Genomic DNA, 16981 nt, shown 5'->3' with positions numbered 1-16981 from the left:
TTTATTTAAAGTGAGATGAAAAATATAAAAAGGGTTGCCCGTTCAAAGTCCAATAAAGCCCGATTCATAGCAACTACATTGCTGTTTTGAGGAATATGAGTTAGGCCATGCCGAGTCTTCTTTGCAATCGCCAAATGGAATCCATTTTAGACAAATTTCCAAGAGAATAAGGTAGTAACCTGGCGATTCCGACCAGCGTTGGGAGGGAGGGGTCTGAGGAATTAAACTTTTTACAGGCCAGTTGCCGAATACTAACCTAGCGTTCAGGAAATCAAACGAATCCATTTAAAATCACTGAAAAATCCTCCCCGCTAGATTGGCGGAGGCTATTAGGTACTTGCTAATATCCCGGTCGGTACATGCCCACCATCAGTGCGTCCAGAATTTTTGCGATTTCCTGAGGAGCTGTTTTTTCTTTTAGGTACCGGTGGTTGCCAGCGGGGTCTGCCTCCCAGGCATTGGAGCCGTCTTCGTAGACCACTACCTTTCCCCGTTCGCTCAGTTCCCAAAAGGGTTTATCCGAAAGTGCGTACAGCAAGGCCGCCTGGTCCCAGCTTTGCCGACCAAAAAACGAGTTGTACAAGGCGTAGGCCCGGTGTACCGGATGCGAATCGGGCAGGCTGTGCTCTAGAAAATCACTACCCGTGATGATGGTATTGCCAATTTCCCAACCGGCAAACACCACGTCTCCCGGCCAATTGGCCACAGCAATACGGGTGGATTCGGGGTCAGGCCGGTAGAAATTGGCTTCTTTTCCTTCTGGAAACTGCCCACCCATGCAGGACCAGAGTCGTACCTTTTGGCGAACCAACGCGTTGCCAGTCAGGGGGCTGATGCTGTCCGGGGGCGATTCGAGCAGGTTCCGGATATTGGTCAGGTGTCCAATGCTGACCAACACCACGCTTTGATCTGCGGCTGCTGCCAATAGCTGCCGGTACAAAACGGTGGCATCCAACGGTTGCTTGTCGCCGGTTGGAAATTCGCTGGCCAGCGCTTTGGTATAGCGGGAGAAACTCCGGAGGGGGATTCCTTTTTCCACGCCTACCGGAATTTCCGGCCGTTCGTAAAAGGTATTGATCGCAGCGGCGCAGGCAGCGGCATGGGTATCGTCGCTGGTGACAATAATCCCCAGAATCTTTATACGATGGTTTACTTCCAGCGTATGCAGCATGGCCAGGGCGCCCACATCGTCTACATCCGAATCCAGATCGGTATCCAAAATGACATTTATTTGCCCCCAGGCGGGCAGAAAGGCCAGGGAAAGCAACAAAGTCAGAACAAGCAGGTTAGTTTTTAGCGATTTCATGGGATTGTTGGGTTTCCGGAAAAAGACGGGAAACGAGCAGGATGCAAAGCAGACTGCTCACCATGGCAAAGGTACGAAATGGGAACTGAATACCCGCTACGGGATCTTCCATGGGATAGGGTAAAAAGGGAGGGATTCCGAAAATGGGTTCACCGCCGCCAAACCGCAGCACTAAGCCGACAACGATACCGGTCAAGGCTCCCTTTCGGTTGCTTCTTTTATCGTACAAGGCCAGCAGGAGTTGCGGAAACAGAATGACATACACCAGGTCAGCACAGAGGTACCAAAGGTCGTACACACTTTGAAGGGTCAGGGCCAGCCAGGTGGCAAGTGCTCCGATTCCAAGGATGGCCCATCGGATGGTAGCCTTGATTTGCTTATCGCTGCAGCCGGGACGCAGCAGGGGCCGGTACAGGTTCCAGGTAAATAGGGAAGCGGCAGAAAGCACCGAAGAATCTACCGAGGACATAACGGCAGCTGCTACGGCACCCAAACCCAACGCGGCGATCAGAGGCGGCGTCATTTCCAGCAGTACATAGGGCAGTACCATGGTTGCTTCCGGTGCCTCACCCAAGGCCGAACTGCTCCAATCAAACCCTACTCCGGCGAGCCCGATTAGCACTGCCGGAATGGCCATCAGGGCACAGCAAACTCCCCCATAGATGGAAAGGCGAATGGCGGATCGGTCGGAGCTGGCAGATAAAACCCGTTGGAAATAAACTTGCCAGGGGATGCCCCCCATCACGAGCAACAGGGCAAAATCCAACCATACCCAGATTTCATTACCCCAGCTGGGATCGTTCCCCGTAAATGCATTCAGCGAAGGAAAAAGCCGAAACCCATGACGAATGGCCTGATCGTATTGTGCCAGTGCCTGGTCTAATCCACCGACTGTATCCAAAGCAAAGGGAATGCTGATCCCCAATCCAAGGAGGATAAACACCAATTGTACGACGTCCGTATAGGCTACTGACCAAAGCCCGCCCAGCATGGTGTAGCCAACGGCGATGGCGGCGGAAACCAGAATGGAGGTTTCCAGGTCCAGCCCGAAGATGGTTGCAAAGGTAATCCCCAAAGCCGCCAAGATGGCTGCACTCCAGAAAATCTCCCCAATCAAGGCAGGAATAAACAGGATAGCGGCGGTTTGTTTTCCGTATTTCCGTTCGAATACGTCGATGAAGGTGGTGAATCCAAAACTGCGGATTTTGCGGGCAAAGAACAAGCCACCCAGAATCAGGCTAAGCGCATAACCCCAGGGAGCCTGCGCCCAAACCAATCCGCGGGCACTGTCAAATACCGCTTCGCTGGTTCCGATAATGTAGCCGCCTCCCACCCAGGTAGCCGTCATTGTAAAGATACCGATCCAGGCCGGCATTTTTCGTCCTGCCAGGAGCATGCCTTCGGAACTGCTGTCTCCGGATTCTTTTCTACTGGCGTAATAGCCGGTCAGTAAAATGATCAGGTAAAAGAAAACGGTGACGAATATGCCGAGACTTGTGGTATCGATAGTTTTGGAGGTTTATTTCCCGAACCAGTTGAGGGGTTGGGGGTTGAAGTTTTGATAGATGTGCTTGATTTCCTGAAATTCCTCCATGCCGGTGGTACCTAGTTCCCTTCCCAGCCCCGATTGTTTGTAGCCTCCCCAGGGAGCCTGGGTGAAATAAACGTTGAAGTCATTGACCCATACGGTACCAAACCGAAGTGCTTTCGAAACCCGGGAAATTCGATCCGGGTCGCGCGACCAAAAGCCTCCCGACAAGCCATAAATGGTGTCGTTGGCCCGAGCTACCGCTTCCGCTTCCGTCTCAAATTTTTCCACATGGACCACGGGACCGAAGATTTCTTCCTGTACAATAGGCATATCCGGCCTGCATCCGATAAGCAGGGTCGGTAAATAAAAGAAGCCCTTTTCCAATTTGGGATCGTTGTCCGGCTGTTGTCCGCCACAAACCAACACCGCCCCTTCTTGGATGGCTCTTTGTACGTGATGGGCTACTTTTTGACGCTGATCGGCGGAAATAAGTGGCCCCATCTGGGTGCTTTCTTCCATCCCGTCGCCCAAACGGATATTCCGGATTCTGCTTTCCAAATGGGCAACTACCCGATCGTGTAGGGAGGCGTGTACCAGCACCCGGGTTCCTGCCGAACAAATTTGCCCGGCGTGGAAAAAGACCCCGTTCAAAATAAAATCGATGGCTGTTTCCCAATCCCCGTCTTCAAACAGGATGTGGGGATTTTTCCCTCCCAATTCCAGGGCTACCTTCTTCACGTTTCCAGCGGCCGCCTGCATGATATTTTTACCCGTAACCACACCTCCGGTAAAGGAAATCATGTCCACTTCCAGGCTTTCGGCCAACTCGGCGCCAACCGTGGAACCGGGGCCGGTCACCGTATTGATGACTCCTTTTGGAAAGCCCACTTCTTCGGCCAGGCGGGTCCATTCCAGGGTACTCAAGGGTGTGAGTTCACTGGGCTTGATCACCAGGGTACAGCCGGCAGCGAGGGCCGGGGCAATTTTCCAGGCTGCTTGCAGCAAGGGGTAATTCCAGGGACAAATCATGCCTACCACGCCAACCGGTTCTTTTTCCAGCCGGCTGTGGCTGTGAGGATTTGGACTGGCGATGATTTCCCCTGCGTGCTTGTCCGCCAAACCTCCATAGTAGCGAAAGATACCGGCGATATCGTCCATGTCCCACAGGCTTTCGGTATAGGTCTTGCCGGTATTGAGCGTTTCCAGACGCGCCAGGTTTTCTTTTTCGGCAGCAATGCGCTCTCCCAGTTGATAGAGCAATCGCCCTCGCTCCGTGGGAGATAGCTGCTCCCAGTCGGCTCCCTGAAACGCTTTGCGGGCGCTCCGGATCGCTGCCCGGGCATCGGTCCGGTCACCTTCGGCCACCGTGGCAATGGCTTGTTGGTCAAAAGGGTTGATGATTACGCGCTCCAGCCCGGCTTGTCCGGTTACCCAGGAGCCATTGATGAAAAAAGGTTGAACTGCCATTAATGCGAAAGGTGATTTTTTTCTACTTCCGGAGAATGCGTATAATAGGGAACTTCCTGAGCTGGCTCGGGACTGTTTCCCAGTAAACTATCGGCTGCTTTTTCGGCGATCATGATTACCGGGGCATAGATATTCCCGTTGGTAATGGTCGGCATGACAGAGGCGTCCACCACACGTAGGTTTTCGAGCCCGTGTACGTTAAGATCGGCATCCACCACCGATAGCTCATCGTAGCCCATTTTACAGGTGCAACTGGGGTGGTAGGCGCTTTCTCCCTCCCGCGCCACAAAGTCCAGAATCTCTTCATCCGTTTCAACCGAGGGCCCGGGCGACAATTCATTGCCGCGCAGCTCGTCGAAAGCGGCTTGGTTGATCAGGTTTCGGGTACAGTGGATGGCTTCGATCCATTCTTTTCTTTCTTGCCGGGTAGACAGGTAATTGAACAAGATACTGGGGTATTCACTGGGATCGGCCGACTTGATTTTCACATGTCCCCGTACATCGGTATTCATTGGGCCCACGTGGAGCTGAAATCCATGTCCTTCGTTGGGAGCGGAGCCATCATAACGTATCGCGATGGGGAGGAAATGGTACTGCAGATTGGGGTAGGCCACCTCCGCGTTTCCACGGATAAAACCGCCGGCTTCGAAATGATTGCTGGCACCAATTCCTGTTTTGTTGAAGAGCCATTCCAGCCCGATTTTGGGCTGGTTGTAAAATTTAAGGGAAGGGTAGAGGCTAACCGGCTTTTTGGCAGCCCATTGCACGTAGACTTCCAGGTGGTCCTGGAGGTTTTCTCCCACCCCCTTCAGGTCTGCTACTACGGGAATTCCCAGTTTCTTGAGTTCATCGCCGTTGCCTACACCAGAGAGCTGAAGGACCTGAGGCGAGTTGATGGCTCCTCCGCTGCAAATGATTTTATTTCCATAAACTACCTGCTTTTCTTTTCCTTTCACAAATTCTACCCCGATGGCCCGATTTCCTTCAAACAAGATGCGAGAAACGGTAGATTTGAGGGAAATGGTGAGGTTTTTTCGGTTTTTTACCGGGTGAATGTAGGCCCTTGCGGCGTTCCAGCGCTTCCCTTTATAGATGGTTGCGTCAAATTTTCCGAAACCCTCCTGTTGGTACCCGTTGACATCATCGGTCAGCGGGTAGCCCGCTTGTTGGACGGATTCAAAAAAGGCATCAAACAAAGGGTTGTCGCATTTAGGCGTGGTGAGATGCAGCGGTCCGCCCACGCCCCGATACGTATCCCCGCCGATGAGCCGGTTTTCCATCCGCTTGAAATACGGAAGACAATGCGCATAGCTCCAATTTTCCAATCCGTCCATCGCGCCCCATTTTTCGTAGTCGAGTGCGTTTCCGCGAATGTAAATCATGCCGTTGATGCAGCTGGAGCCTCCCAGTACCTTGCCCCGGGGCTGGTAAATCCTACGGTTGTGCATGTAGGGTTCCGGGTCGGATTCGTAGCCCCAATTGTAGAAATTATTGGAGAGCGGGTAGGTGAGGGCTGCCGGCATGTGGATGCGAAAATCCCAGGCATGGTCCATTCTCCCTGCTTCAATGACGAGTACGTTGTTTTCGGGTTCGTTGCTTAGTCTATTGGCCAGTACGCTTCCGGCAGAGCCACCTCCAATAATGATAAAATCATACGTGTTATTCAACCTTACTAGTTTTTTGTACAAATCGATTTTTATTCCCAGGTGTCGGGTGTCGGGAATTTGCCGGACTGGCTTGTTTGCGATCAGTTACCCGATGGCATTACCCGAACGATTCCTTTCCCTTCGATGCCGGCGTAGATATAGCCGTCGGGGCCCATTACGACGTTTCGCACCCTACCCATACCGTCGATCACCTTTTCTCGCTTGGTGACGGTAGTGCCTTCCAGCGTTAGTTTTTCCAGGTAGGCAAAACTCAACGAACCGACCAATAAATCCCCCTTCCAGGAAGGGTATCGGTCACTGGTGACCACGGCAAACCCACTTGGCGCAATGGACGGTACCCAGTAGTACAGGGGTTGCTCCATGCCGGGTTTGGATGTCTCTTCGGTGAATACGGTACCGTTGTAATTGATACCGTAGGATATTACGGGCCACCCGTAATTAGCCGCTTTTTTTACAACATTGATCTCGTCACCTCCCCTGGGACCGTGCTCGTGCACCCAGATTTCACCCGTTTCGGGGTGTACAATCATTCCCTGAGGGTTTCGGTGTCCATACGAATAAATTGCTTTTTTGGCATTCGCTGTGTTGACAAATGGGTTGTCGTCGGGTACTTTTCCATCGTCGTGCAATCGGTACACTTTCCCACCATCCCGGGTGATGTCTTGAGGGTTTTCATCCCGGGCACCCCGCTCACCAATGGTAAAAAATAAGTAGCCGTCTCTGTCAAAAACGATCCGGGATCCGTAATGCTGCCCCTTTTCGGTATTCGGCGTGGCCTTGTACAGTACTTCCAGATTGGTTAGTCGCGTTCCGTCCAGCTGTGCCCGGCTGATGGCGGTATGTGCGCCACTTCCTGGTCCTTCGTCAGAAGAGTAGGAGAGGTATAGCCAACCATTGCTGGCATACTCCGGATGGAGCGCGATATCGAGCAATCCGCCCTGCCCTTTGGCCCATACCTCCGGCACGCCGCTGATTTCGGTTTTCGTTCCATTCTTAAAATGAATCAATTCTCCGGACCTTTCAGTAATCAGCAGGCCGCCGTCCGGTAAAAAAGCCATTCCCCAGGGTAATTTTAGTCCTTCTACTACCGGTTCGACGGTATAGTTGTCCCATTGAGGATCAGTTACTTCAGGACCATTGGGAGGGGTTTGGCCCATACAGGCCACGTACAGACTGACCATCAATACGGAAAGGAATAGTGATTTCATAAAGGATAGATTTGAATTTTATAGCTAAATAAAAGTCCAATTTAACCGGAAAATAGCTTCTAAACAAATGTTAAGCCAGTAGTTCGGCCTGCAAACGCAGTACCCGGTCTTCGATACTCTCCGAACTGAGGCTATTTCGGCTAAGGCGGTCAACCATAATGGGAAAGGCAAACGGGCTGATTCTCGGGGTGGTAACGAGGTGAATCTTTTGCGAGTTGATGCGTTCGATGACCTTTTCCAGCCGGCTTTTTTCCATCTGCACGTGCAGCACTTCGTTTTTTGCCTGCTTGAGCAGCAGGTTTTCCGGGTCATAGGTTTCAAACACGCCATAAAGAATCCCCGAGCTTGCCTGCAAATGCCGGGTTTGTATGCCTTTGCCAGGGTATCCCTGAAACACCAGTCCGGCGATTGCCGCGATTTCCCGAAAACGCCTCCGGGCCATTTCGCTTTCGTTGATTCCTGCGAAAATGTCGTCCATTAGCTGATCGGAAGAAAATAAATCTTCTTCCAGCGCTTCCGCTATCGGGATGGGGCTTTCAGACAGCAGTTCAAAGCCATAGTCATTCATGGCAATACTCAGGCTTATCGGATTGCTGACGCTAATACGGTAGGCCAGTAGGGCTGCCAATACTTCGTGCACAAACCGGCCTTCAAAGGGAAAGAAAAACACATGGTAGCCCTCCCTGCTTTTGCAGGTTTCGATCAAAAGGGACTGCCGATCGGGAATTCTGGACAAGGATTGTTGTAGCGCCAGGATGGGTTCGATGGTGCGTAGCTCAATGGAATCTTCCCGGTGATCGGCGGCTTTGTGCAATTCGATCCGAATCAATTCTGCCAGTCGGGAAGAAAGGGGCATGCGCCCTCCCATCCAGCGGGGAATGGTACCGGTTTTTTTCGTGGATCGGCGTACCAGCGCTTTCATCTCTTTGATTTGCACGAACTCCAGGCTTCGGCCGGCAAACCAAAAAACGTTCCCCGGTTTTAGTTTGGAAATAAAGCTTTCTTCGACCGAGCCTATGTATCCCCCGCGCAGGAATTTTACCTGAATCATGGGATCGCTGACGATCGTACCCATGGATAGTCGGTGCCGCATGGCTATTTTTCGGCTCGTTACCCGGTACAGGCCTTCGGGCAGGATCTCCACTTTTGAAAATTCCTCGTAGCTACCCAAGGCCCGGCCCCCTACCGTGATAAATTCCAACATCCACTCGAAGGATTCCTTGCTTAAATTGCGAAAAGCGTAGGCATTTCGGATGACCGGAAATACTTGTTCCGGAAAAAAACCTTCACCCAGTGCGAGGCTTACCAAAAATTGGATGAGCACATCGTAGCAGTTTTCCAACGGGACTTGCTCTTCGTAATGGTCTTGCTGTATGGCCTGTCTTAATGCGCTCGCCTCGATAAGTTCCAGGGAATGGGTAGGGACGAAATAGATATGGCTGGTGGCTCCTGGCTGATGCCCGGCCCGGCCAGCGCGCTGCACAAAGCGGGTTATGCCCTTGGGGCCGCCCACCTGAATGACGGTATCCACCGGCCGGAAATCCACACCCAGGTCCAGGCTACTGGTGCACACGACCAATTTGAGTTTCTTTTCATGCAGTGCTTGCTCTACCCAAGCCCGCACGGATGGATCCAGGGAACCGTGGTGCATGGCCATGATGCCTGCCCATTCTGGTTTCGCCTCCAGAATTTTTTGGTACCAGATTTCGGTTTGGGAGCGGGTATTCGTAAACAACAACACGCTTTGGCTTTCTTCGATCACCGGAAGGATTTTCGGGATCAGTTTATTGCCGAGATGCCCCGCCCAGGGATAGCGCTCCACTTCATCTGGCAAGACGGATACGACATGAATTTCTTTTTTGATTTTCGAGCGCACAATGAGCTCGGCTTGCTGCTCGCCCAACAGCACCCGGTGGGCTTGGGAAAGGTTGCCAATGGTCGCCGAAATACCCCAAACCTTGAGCGGTTTGGGGGTTAGCGTACGGATATGGCTGAGCGCAAGTTGTACTTGGACCCCTCGCTTGTTGGCCAACAGTTCGTGCCATTCGTCCACAACGATGGCTTTCAGGTTTTTAAAGAGTTCCGGATGGCCCTTTTGGGTGAGTAGCAAGTGCAGGCTTTCGGGCGTGGTAATCAGACATTCGGGCATGGATTTTTTTTGCTTTTGCCGCTCTGCCGTTCCTGTATCTCCGTTCCTTACGCCAATACGCCAGGGCAGGCCAATTTCTTCGCAGACCCGTGTCATCGCTTGTTGAATGTCCTGGGCCAACGCCCGTAGCGGAGAGATCCAGATGACTTGCAAGCCGTTTTTCTGCGGTTTTTGCCAGGTAGTGGGATGGTCACGCAGGTATTCCATCAGTACCGGCATGAATAGGGCCAGGGTTTTGCCGGATCCGGTTGGGGCATTGAGCAGGCCACTCTGTCCTTGTAAATAGTGCTTCCAACAGGCGTGCTGAAAATCAAACGGGGTCCATCCCTTCGATTCGAACCACTTTTCTGCCCAGTTACTTTCCATATTTTTCCAATAAAAGCTGTAAATCCTCCAGGGTGTTGGCACTTTCAATGGATTTGTCCCGTCGCCAGCGGTGAATTCGGGGAAACCGCAACGCGATACCTGACTTGTGCCTGGGGCTTTCCTGGATACCCTCAAAGGCAATCTCAAAGACCAGACCTGGTGTCACGGTTCGAACCGGGCCAAACCGTTCCCGGGTATTTTTCTTTACATAGACATCCACGGCTTTCATCTCCTGATCTGTCAGCCCGGAATAGGCTTTAGCAAACGGAACCAGTGTGTCTCCGTTCCAAACCCCAAAGGTGTAGTCGGAATACAGGTTGGCCCGGCGTCCATGGCCTTTCTGTGCGTAAATCATCACTCCATCGACGGTCAGGGGATCAATTTTCCATTTCCACCAACCGCCCCGTTTTCTTCCGGTTTGGTAGCTGCCGTCTTTTCTTTTCAACATCAACCCCTCTGCTTTTACCGACCGCGATTGTTCCCTCAGTGCTGCCAATTCCGCCCAGTTTGAGTCGGTGAGCACCTGGGAGAGCTCCAGGTTTTCCTTGGGCATGGAATGGATCAATGCCGCTAACGTCTCTCGTCGTTTCCACAATTCCCAGTGACGCACATCCTGTCCCTTCCATTCGAGCAGGTCGTACGCCATAAAGGACACCGGAGCCTCTCGAAGCAGCCGCGCACTTACGTTTTTTCTACCCAAACGTGTCTGAAGCAATCCGAAAGGAAGCGGGTTCCCATTTTCAAAGGGCATGATCTCTCCATCCAGTACCGTTCCCTCCGGCAGATTCTTCCCCATCTGCTCCAACTCCGGGAATTTATCCGTTATCAATTCTTCCCCTCTGGACCAGATAAAAACCTCTCCCTTTCGCTGGATCAGTTGCCCGCGGATACCGTCCCACTTCCATTCGGCCAGCCAATCCGAGCGGCTGCCTGGTAAGGCTTCCGTTCCTTCCAGTGGATGAGCCAGGTAAAAGGGGTAGGGGCGGGAGCGATCCGAAGATAGGTCCGCTTCAAACAATAAATCGGTGAATGTGGTTTCCAAGGGGCTCCAATTCCCCATGATGCGGTGGGCCAAGGCGGATTTTTCCATATCAAAGGTACTTGCCAATGCCCGGGTAATCAGCTGCTGACTCACACCGATCCGAAATCCCCCGGTAATGAGTTTATTAAAAACCAGCCGTTCTTCGCGGTTTAGTTTATTCCATGCGCTTGCTATTTCACGTTTTTTGGAATCCTCGTCCTGGCTCTTGAGCTTTTCCAGAAATTGAATCCACTCGTGCAAGGACCGCTCGGAACGCTCGGTATTATCTGGCAAAACCAAGGCAATGGTTTCGGCCAGATCGCCTACGGTTTGGTAGGATTCTTCAAATAGCCAATCCGGGATACCTGCCCTATCGCAGCACCAGTCCCGGAGTTGCCGCGTTGTCACCGTTCTTTTGGGTCGTTTGTGCGTAAAAAGTGCCAGCGTCCACAAGCGGTCCTGATCCGGCGCCTCGGCAAAATAGGCCTGCAAAAGCCCCAGTTTATCCCCTGTTTTATTGGTTTGATCGAGTTGAGCGATCAGGTTCGAAAAGCGCTTCATGTGGTTTTTATGATTTTCCTCACTTATTTTCACAAATTCAGGTGTTTCATAAACCAATATTTTTATTTGTTCGTTTAGAAAATGAGTAAGTAAACTACTAACAAATGAAAAAAATCCCGTTTATCGTAAGTCTGTTGCTGGCATTTGCCGGATGTCAGCAGGAAGAAAAACTACCGGAAATAGCGGCTGTTACCTATCCGCTTTATCAAAGTGCGGATTATGCGTTCGAAGGTACAGCTACTTTTGAATTGAAAGAAGATGCCAACGTTGAATTGCTAATTCAGCTGGATGGGGTACGATCCATGGATCCCTATTTCTACACTGCACACCTACACTTTGGGAGTTTTGACGAAGCAGACGCGTCCATTGCGCAAGTACTGAGCCCGATTGACAGCCGCACCTTAGAAAGCCGGACTCAACTTGGCAAACTCACTGACGGTAAAGCGATCGACTTTGAGTCCCTTAAAAATTTTGACGGGCACATCAAGATCCACCTGGCCGATCAGGGGCCGGATTACGACATCATCCTGGTAAGTGGCAATATTGGCAGCAACGATACCTCACTCGAGAATTTCAATTCCAATAAATTAGCGCTTTGTTCACCTTCCTACCCTAATTATTAATCAAATTTATTTAGCTGTGAAAACCGGTCAAAAACGTCCGGTTTTCCCTTAAATTGGGTTTATTTAGCTGATTATTGGTAAATTTGGCTGGTTAATCGACACCGGTTTTTAGGTAATGCCGCAAATAATTTAGCTACTGAAAAACATTTTTGTTTAATGTGTGTTTGTATATTATTAAACGAAATTGTTATGAAGTTATCAGCCAAATACCTACTTATAATTTTCGCATTTCTTGTTTTAAGTCATCAAGGCGCATCGGTGTCCGTAGAGGTGGATGGGGCTGTTGGTTTCAGAACGGCACAAATGGTGGCATTCTTTCAGGAATTGTTCGCTGGATTTGCACAGGACGTATCCAAACACGCAATGGACCTGCCACATACGCAAATTTTTGATAATTGATTTAATACCTACAGACTACAATACATACCAAAGCTAAACCAACGTTATCTAACAAAAAAAATCGCCTCCAACTGAAGGCGTTTTTTTTTTAATTGTAGAACAAGGCGCCAGTTACCTACAGGTGATTAAAACTATAAAGCGCCGTTATCTGTAACGCACGTGTTGCGAGGTGCGTTCTCCATTCGGATAGGTGTCGGTCTCTTTGTCCCACGGGCAGGTATAGTACGATTCAGGAACCAAAAGCCACCGGCAACTTTCCGGTGGCTTTGGTAAAAGATGAAGTAAATGATTGCCGCTTATTCTCCTCATCAATAGGCTACTTTCTCTCACATTTTATCGATTCTATCCTACTCAATGTGAACGGTAAATTTCATTTCAGTGGTATTTCCATTGGTATCTTCGGCCAAAATAACCAAGTCCAGGTGGTCTTCTCCGGAAGGCACCATAATGGCATCGTCTCCAGTCAGGACCTTGGACAGGTCGATCATTTCGTTATGGGGTAAATCGGGTCCGCTTCCTTCTTCCAACCAGGCAGAAGTTCCCCACATTTTTTCGTAAAAATACTCTTCATCGGCGATTCGATGGTTGTGTCCATCGTCTCCGCCTCCATGGTCTTCGTGTTCCTCCATCAAACGAACCCATAGAAACGCGATCGGCGCACTTAGTGTATGATCGGTTTTGCTGACGGTACCCTGTACATCGAGTGGCGAACCGGCTGCTCCTTCTAACTCATCATCGTGGAGGTTGGTGACGTCGATAGCAGGCGCGTAAGGCGTGCGGATCTGTATGGTTGCCAGGTAACTACTACCATCGGCAAATCCGGTTTGGTTGCCATGCACATCGGTCGCTTCAATCGAAAAATCATACGATCCGGCAATCACCGGGTCAGAGAGGCGGGAGTTAGCCCCGGTCCAATAAATGTCCGTACCCGTTCCGTCAATATTGATACGTGTGCTTCCCTCCGGAAAGCGAAAATCCGGGTTCGACGCTTCGGGGCTGTAAATGTCATTTACGTCCAAACGAACAAAGTCGTTTTTCATTCGGGCATGGCTGTGGCCGTCAAAATTAGCATGGATATTGACCCGTACCTGCCCAATACCGGATGCGTCTTCTACCGAAAACCGTATATGGGTGTGATCAGCTGTTTCACTGAAAATTTCGCCATTTTCGGGTTCGATGTAGTCGTGCCCATCCGCATGGTCGATGACCGGGGCCTCCAAATCTTGAGGGGGCTCATCTCCGGTTCCACAGGCAAGAAAAAAGGTAGAGGCAAAGGCGAAGAGCAGTATTCCGTTCTTTTTCATAAATCTAGTAGCAATTACAGTGGTAGTACCTAATTCAATTTTATTGCAGATGCATTGTTGTTGCAATAATAAAAGAAACGTAGAACAGTTCCTAAAAGTTGGCGAAGAAAATCTCAATTACTTTTTAGGGTGATGGGGATTTTGAGGTGGAGGTTGATATTTCGCCCTTGTTCGGGTAGGTTTAGCAGCCGGTAGCGGCTAAGGTGGTTGAAATAATACGTATTCAGCAGGTTTTGCCCACTCAACTGGAATTTCCAGGGGCTTTTTGCTACCAGTAACTCCCATCCCAATCCCGCATGCAGTAGGCCATAGCCACCGGTGACGCGTTCGTTTCGGTCCACTCGGTTTTGGCTGGCCACTTGCCGGTATTCCAAATATAGGTAGCCATTTTCCAGGATCCGGGTAGTTTGAGGAAGGGACAATTCGATGCTGCCTAGCAGACTGGCCGGCGGGGTTAAGGGCAAGGGCAAGCGGGTATCCAGGTTTTGGTTGTATACGTATTCTCCGGCCAGCGAGGCTTGCACACCTGGGATCGGTGCCCATTGAAACTTCAATTCGGCTCCGGCAAACACCGCATTGTTTTGGCGGTATTCCCAGAGGGTACTGGCCCCGGGAAGGGTAGAGAATCTTCCGGTAGGTGCCAGGTAAATATAATCCTGGTAATAGGCGAAAAAGGGGCTGAACCCAACCAGTAGCTTCTCCAGGGAATGGGTAAAGTTTAGGTCTGCCTGGTAGCTTCGCTCGCTTGTGAGATTGGCATCTCCTATTTCATGCCGGAAATTGCCGTGATGGATGCCGTTGGTGGACAGTTCGATGGGCGTAGGAATGCGGTAGCTGCTACCCAGATTCGCTTTGAAATTCGTGTGTTCATTGAAAATCCAGGACATGCCGGCAGATCCGCTTAGGTTGGCAAAGTCCCGGTCGATGTCCGGGTTTCGCTGCACCGTTTCCCCGGTTGGGTTGAGGGAGGCATCGTAAACGGGTTGTTCGTGCGCCTGTATCTGATGACGGGCACCATCGAGTCGGATCCCTGCATTTAGGATGACGTTTTCCTTCCATCGGTATTCGTGAAAGTAAAACATGCCGGCGTTCCAGGACTGAAACATGGGCAATAAAAATTCAAAGCCACCAAACCGATTGTCCATAAAGGAGGCTTGAATACCAATGATGGATTGGTGGTCGGCGTTTATGTAATGGTTAAATCGGGCATTTGCAGTGTAGGTGTCAAGGTCCAGGTAGAGTGCCAGATTGCCTTCCGGCGTAGGACCAACACCGTGGATATGTGGCAGTGATTCCTCCCTTCGTTGGTTGCGTTGGTACCCCAGATCAATTTCCAACCAGTTTTTTTTCAGTTGCACCGTGGTATTTGAAATCACCTTGAGGTGTGTATTGTTTTGCCTTGGAAATTCGATATTGCCGTACTCGCCGTTGTGGCGGAGGTTGTAGCTGTTAGGAATACCCACGGCTCCCGTAAAAATCCCCGCTTTCTGGTGAAACCGGCTAACCGTAACGGTCGTTTTTCCCCAATTTTTCCGCAACCCCGTCATGAACGAGAAATGCCTTTCTTTTCCGGCCGTATTTTTCAATCGGGAATCGAATACGGGTAATTCAAATCCAGCGTAAACGAATCGATCTGCAGGTACCCGGTAATCCTGGTAATCTTGCAGCGTGACCCTACCTTTAAATACAAAATCCTTTTCGTTGCCTTCCACCATCGCCGAATGGCTGCGCATGGCATTGTTGGTTCGGTAACTATTGATCAAATGGCCCTGAATGGTCCCTTCCCGAGGCAGCGGGGCAGGAGAGATATTGATAACCCCCGACATCCCATCCGAACCGTAGATAAGGGAAGCGGGTCCTTTGACTACTTCTACCCGGTCCACATCAAAGGGGTCAATCTCCAGCCCGTGGTCTGCGCCCCACTGTTGGCCTTCTTGCTTGATTCCCCGGTCGTTGACCATGATGCGGTTAAAGCTCATTCCCCGGATCACCGGTTTGCTGATGCCTACCCCGGTATTGATGGTACTGATGCCGGGCAACTTTTCCAGGGCATTGGCAAACGTTCCGGCGTTATTTTTTTCCAAAAATTCCCTATCCACCACCTCGATGGTTTGGGATTGTTCCACCGGGCCATTTTTGAAGGGGTTGGCTTCGATGGTGAGGGATTGCAAGGTAATGGCGGATTCGGAAAGCCGCAGGTCAAGTTCCAGGTCATTCGTGGTCAGGGTAATGGTGCGAGTCAGCGCCTTATATCCCAGGTGTGTCACGTGCAAGTGGTAGTTGCCGGGATTCAGGCCTTCCAAGCGAAAACGACCATCCAAATCAGCAGCCGTTCCCTTGCCCAACTCGTGCACAACGATCAAGGCCGGTAGACCATCGCCCTGCTCGCTCCGAACCGTTCCCGTTATGGACAGGGAACGTTTTTCCTGTGCCAAAGAATAAAGGGTTACGAAAAAGAATAAATAGCCTGAGAGTAGGAGTGTCCGCACGAATGGTGGAATTGGATGATACGAGTGAAATACAGGATACGAAGATACCAGTATTAATCCATCATTGCAACAGTATGGCAGAAATTGGGAAACACTAGCGCTTGGGTTTTATCCGGTCCAGCAAGTGTTCCAATCCGTTAAGCCGAATTTCATACATGGTTTCCAACCAAACGCCTAACTTTCCCTCGGGAAAACCCTGGCGCTTGAACCAAATCAGGTAATGTTCCGGAATATCACAGATCAGGCGGTCTTTGTATTTTCCAAAGGGCATTTTTTTGGACACCAGATCAAGTAAAATGCTCGAATCCATTGGTTTAAACGATTAGTTTAACCAGGAATCCCAGGGAATACGGCTGAGAATGAGGATGAATCCAATACCATAGAAGAGGTAGATGCTTCGAAACTTGCTTTTGCTTTCCGTTAGTTTTTTGGCGCGGCTGTATCCAACGGTAATCAATGCGACGGCAAGAATATTGATCAGCGGGTGCTCCAGGGCGTAGAGTCGACTCATCGAGTCCCCCATGGCTTCTCCGCTAAGGTTGGAAAAACCAAGCGGACTGAGGAAGTACAACACAATGCCAATGAGTAACTGTACGTGCGCGAGGATCATTCCAATCAAACCGAATTTTCGGTCTTTCTCACTAAAGGCCTTGTTGCCCAAAGCCCCAAAAAGGGCGGCGAAAATACTAAACAACAAGCCCGCCAGAACAAGGTAGGCAAGAAACGAATGAAGGTGCTGAAATCCGGTGGTCATGGTTTGTTTATTTTCAATTTTTCAAAAGGCTAAATAAAGAAAAAAATGCGACTATTCTGCCAATCAAATGGTCTTTGTGAGGGAAAGCTACGTTTTTGTTGCTCTAGATAGCTGCCCTCCCGAGAATATCCGCAGT

Annotated in this window: 13 protein-coding genes; 2 read left to right on the top strand and 11 right to left on the bottom strand. The window is 50.6% G+C overall.

The features are described 5' to 3' along the window. Positions 1-340 precede the first annotated feature (340 nt). The 7 genes from GCU44_RS20835 to GCU44_RS20805 all read right to left on the bottom strand — a co-directional run bounded on the left by GCU44_RS20835 (position 341) and on the right by GCU44_RS20805 (position 11276). Positions 341-1306 (bottom strand): nucleoside hydrolase, encoded by a 966-nt coding sequence (locus GCU44_RS20835; RefSeq protein ID WP_154859281.1) that lies wholly within the window; start codon positions 1304-1306, stop codon positions 341-343. After that, on the bottom strand, positions 1287-2756 hold the full coding sequence (locus GCU44_RS20830) for a sodium:solute symporter family protein (protein WP_262885338.1): 1470 nt from the start codon (positions 2754-2756) through the stop codon (positions 1287-1289). Before GCU44_RS20830 ends, GCU44_RS20835 begins: the two co-directional genes overlap by 20 nt. Positions 2757-2825: 69 nt before the next feature. Then, a complete protein-coding gene (locus tag GCU44_RS20825) occupies positions 2826-4304 on the bottom strand; it encodes an aldehyde dehydrogenase family protein (protein WP_154859277.1) in 1479 nt (492 codons plus the stop codon). Then, entirely contained in the window at positions 4304-5971 is a 1668-nt protein-coding gene (betA, locus tag GCU44_RS20820) for a choline dehydrogenase (protein WP_154859275.1), read from the bottom strand. The genes GCU44_RS20825 and betA overlap by 1 nt, the downstream gene beginning before the upstream one ends. A gap of 80 nt (positions 5972-6051) precedes the next feature. Further along, positions 6052-7179, bottom strand: a complete 1128-nt coding sequence (locus GCU44_RS20815) for a PQQ-dependent sugar dehydrogenase (protein WP_174238282.1) — start codon at positions 7177-7179, stop codon at positions 6052-6054. Between the two features lie 70 nt (positions 7180-7249). Next, on the bottom strand, positions 7250-9694 hold the full coding sequence (locus tag GCU44_RS20810; protein ID WP_154859273.1) for a ligase-associated DNA damage response DEXH box helicase: 2445 nt from the start codon (positions 9692-9694) through the stop codon (positions 7250-7252). Beyond that, on the bottom strand, positions 9684-11276 hold the full coding sequence (locus GCU44_RS20805; protein WP_154859271.1) for an ATP-dependent DNA ligase: 1593 nt from the start codon (positions 11274-11276) through the stop codon (positions 9684-9686). Before GCU44_RS20805 ends, GCU44_RS20810 begins: the two co-directional genes overlap by 11 nt. A gap of 104 nt (positions 11277-11380) precedes the next feature. On the opposite strand from GCU44_RS20805, the gene GCU44_RS20800 reads away from it, so the two are divergent. Further along, a complete protein-coding gene (locus tag GCU44_RS20800; protein WP_241685051.1) occupies positions 11381-11899 on the top strand; it encodes a hypothetical protein in 519 nt (172 codons plus the stop codon). A 189-nt stretch (positions 11900-12088) separates the two neighbouring features. Next, positions 12089-12298, top strand: coding sequence for a hypothetical protein (locus GCU44_RS20795; RefSeq protein ID WP_154859269.1), 210 nt, complete (start codon positions 12089-12091; stop codon positions 12296-12298). A gap of 347 nt (positions 12299-12645) precedes the next feature. Here the strand turns inward: GCU44_RS20795 and GCU44_RS20790 are convergent, their stop codons facing one another. From GCU44_RS20790 to GCU44_RS20775, 4 genes are all read right to left on the bottom strand, one after another. Next, positions 12646-13602, bottom strand: coding sequence for a DUF4625 domain-containing protein (locus GCU44_RS20790; protein ID WP_092168946.1), 957 nt, complete (start codon positions 13600-13602; stop codon positions 12646-12648). A 113-nt stretch (positions 13603-13715) separates the two neighbouring features. Beyond that, complete coding sequence (locus tag GCU44_RS20785) at positions 13716-16037, bottom strand: TonB-dependent receptor (RefSeq protein WP_154859267.1); 2322 nt, start codon at positions 16035-16037, stop codon at positions 13716-13718. Between the two features lie 148 nt (positions 16038-16185). After that, positions 16186-16401 (bottom strand): DUF3820 family protein, encoded by a 216-nt coding sequence (locus GCU44_RS20780; RefSeq protein ID WP_092168952.1) that lies wholly within the window; start codon positions 16399-16401, stop codon positions 16186-16188. Between the two features lie 12 nt (positions 16402-16413). After that, positions 16414-16845, bottom strand: coding sequence for a hypothetical protein (locus GCU44_RS20775; protein WP_092168955.1), 432 nt, complete (start codon positions 16843-16845; stop codon positions 16414-16416). Between the last annotated feature and the right edge of the window lie 136 nt (positions 16846-16981).

The sequence above is a fragment of the Cyclobacterium xiamenense genome (assembly GCF_009467825.1).
Taxonomy (GTDB): Bacteria; Bacteroidota; Bacteroidia; order Cytophagales; family Cyclobacteriaceae; genus Cyclobacterium; species Cyclobacterium xiamenense.
This window is presented reverse-complemented; position numbering and strand designations above follow the sequence as displayed.

Bases quoted from the DNA above. Each gene is read 5' to 3' on its own strand.
- GCU44_RS20835 (WP_154859281.1), bottom strand. From the start codon at position 1,306: ATGAAATCGCTAAAAACTAACCTGCTTGTTCTGACTTTGTTGCTTTCC.
- GCU44_RS20825 (WP_154859277.1), bottom strand. From the start codon at position 4,304: ATGGCAGTTCAACCTTTTTTCATCAATGGCTCCTGGGTAACCGGACAA.
- GCU44_RS20815 (WP_174238282.1), bottom strand. From the start codon at position 7,179: ATGAAATCACTATTCCTTTCCGTATTGATGGTCAGTCTGTACGTGGCC.
- GCU44_RS20810 (WP_154859273.1), bottom strand. From the start codon at position 9,694: ATGGAAAGTAACTGGGCAGAAAAGTGGTTCGAATCGAAGGGATGGACC.
- GCU44_RS20805 (WP_154859271.1), bottom strand. From the start codon at position 11,276: ATGAAGCGCTTTTCGAACCTGATCGCTCAACTCGATCAAACCAATAAA.
- GCU44_RS20800 (WP_241685051.1), top strand. From the start codon at position 11,381: ATGAAAAAAATCCCGTTTATCGTAAGTCTGTTGCTGGCATTTGCCGGA.
- GCU44_RS20795 (WP_154859269.1), top strand. From the start codon at position 12,089: ATGAAGTTATCAGCCAAATACCTACTTATAATTTTCGCATTTCTTGTT.
- GCU44_RS20790 (WP_092168946.1), bottom strand. From the start codon at position 13,602: ATGAAAAAGAACGGAATACTGCTCTTCGCCTTTGCCTCTACCTTTTTT.
- GCU44_RS20780 (WP_092168952.1), bottom strand. From the start codon at position 16,401: ATGGATTCGAGCATTTTACTTGATCTGGTGTCCAAAAAAATGCCCTTT.
- GCU44_RS20775 (WP_092168955.1), bottom strand. From the start codon at position 16,845: ATGACCACCGGATTTCAGCACCTTCATTCGTTTCTTGCCTACCTTGTT.